The organism is Bradyrhizobium sp., assembly GCF_049581145.1.
Classification (GTDB): domain Bacteria; phylum Pseudomonadota; class Alphaproteobacteria; order Rhizobiales; family Xanthobacteraceae; genus Bradyrhizobium.
On the sequence record NZ_JBAURI010000814.1, the window covers coordinates 1 to 2,137 of the forward strand.

The following is a 2,137-nucleotide window of genomic DNA, read 5'->3' on the forward strand; positions in this document are numbered from 1 at the left end:
TACCCACAGTGGACGCAAAAGCAGCAGCAGGAAGCTGCTTGATTTGAAGGACAAAGGCAGGCGCGATTACACCTTAACTTCGCCGATCCCTGGTCCCGGGTTTGGGGTCCACTTCAGATGGCGCCGCCGATGCGATCGGCGATCAGGCCGCCGAGCGGCCGCGCGAGCGAGCCGACCAGCGGACCTAAGAACGCGATCGCGATCGTGACCGCCGGAAATTGCGTCTTGATCAAGAGCGGGAATGCCGCCGAGTAGCCGATGAAAGAACCGAAGGTCCCGACATAGATGAACGACATGATCCAGGTGTGCTTGCGCTTGATGATCGCCAGCTTGTCCTTGAACGAGGCCTTCGCCGAGGTCAGGTTGTTCATGAAGAAGATGGCGCCGAACACCGCGATCGCGATCGGCAACACCCACATCAGGCCGGCGTTCTGCAGATAGACGCCGCTGACCGGGGTCGCCTGATACAAATTGAAGATGCCGAGCCCCATCAGGATCGGCGTCAGCAACTGCACGCTGGAGACGCCGATATTGCCGCCGGCCGCGTTCAAGCCAAGCGCCCAGCCCTTCATGCGGTCCGGATAGAAGAACGAAATGTTGGTCATGCTGGAGGCAAAATTGCCGCCGCCGAGGCCGGCAGTCGCGGCAACCAGGAGCATCAGCCAGAATGGCGTGTCGGGCTGGCTGACGAAATAGGCCAGCGCCAGCGTCGGGATGAACAGGACCGAGGCCGAGAAGATGGTCCAGTTGCGGCCACCGAAGGTCGTCACCGCGAAGGTATAGGGAAAGCGCATCAGCGAGCCGATCAGCCCGGGCAGCGCTACCAGTTGGAACAGCTCGTCGGTGGAGTAGTGGAAGCCCGCCTGTGGCAGCTTGGTCGCCACGATGCTCCAGATCAGCCAGACCGAAAATCCGACATGCTCGGCGATGATCGACCAGATCAGATTGCGGCGGGCGATGGCCTTGCCCTTGTTGTTCCAGAACGTCTCGTCCTCCGGATGCCATTCCGAAATCCAGGTCGGGTTCTGCTCGCTCATTCGAGAAATTCCTTTCGATCGCGCACAGCCATAGAAGCGTGCTCTGGGGAAGCCCCAGTCAGGCGGTGTCAAAATTCAGATGAGGGTTTGGGGTGACGGCTTCGGTGGCGTCTGGCGCTCGGTCATTCAAGCTTCGTGCCAAGCCGACGCACCAAAGTATTTCAATCAGAACAAGCGCTTATGATATTGCCCGAAACGTTTACAGCGGCTTGTTCGCATTCAAAATTTGCGATTCGCCCATTCCTTGTGCGCCGCACAAAGAATGGGCAGCCTGGATGCGGAGTACGCTAGGCGTCTTCCGCGGCTTTCGCAGCCATCGGCTTGGGCGCCGCGCCCTCGCCCGGCTTCATGTGGAATTCATAGGTCATGAGGTGCCACGGCGCGGCCGCCGGCCTGCCGTCGGGCATCACGGGATCGCTGCGCTTCTCGACCTTCGCGACCAGTTCATCCTTGACGCCGAATACCACGTCGGAATCGAGGTATTTGTCGCCGTCAACGAAGACATGGGTGATCAGCGGCTCGTAGCCGGGGGCGTTGACCAGGAAATGCACATGCGCCGGCCGCATCGGGTGACGGCGCGTTTGCAGGATCATCTCGCCGACCGGACCGTCGGTCGGGATCGGATAGCTGCAGGGGAGAATGGTGCGGAAATTAAACCTTCCATCGGCATCGGTGACGAAGCGCGCCCGCGACGACGGCCCCTGCGTCGCGTAGGACGGCTTTTGCGAATCGTAGAAGCCGTCATCGTCGGCATGCCAGACATCCACGGAGACGCCGCCGAGCGCCTTGCCGTCGAGGTCGGTGACGCGGCTCTGCACGAACATCTTCTCGCCACTGAGATTCGCCGAGATGTCGGCGCCGTGCGGCATCTGCTTGTGCTCGCCGACATAGAACGGACCGAGCACGGTGGTCTCGGTCGCGCCGTCGCGCTCGCGATGGTTCACCGCATCGACCAGCATCGAGACCCCGAGCACGTCGGACAGCAGGATGAACTCCTGCCGGATGGGGGTGCACTTCTGGCCGACGCGGGTCAGGAAATCGATCGCATATTGCCATTCATCGAAGCTGAGATCGGTCCTGCGCACGTAGTCGTGCAGCGA

1 protein-coding gene and 1 pseudogene are annotated in these 2,137 nt (G+C 61.1%); both read right to left on the reverse strand.

The window, feature by feature from the left end:
* Positions 1–116: 116 nt before the first annotated feature.
* A pseudogene (locus WCB02_RS26650) lies at positions 117–1,037 on the reverse strand (MFS transporter); the annotation flags it as partial.
* 287 nt (positions 1,038–1,324) lie between these two features.
* A partial coding sequence (locus WCB02_RS26655) for a dioxygenase (protein WP_423962749.1) occupies positions 1,325–2,137 on the reverse strand: 813 nt, incomplete at its 5' end.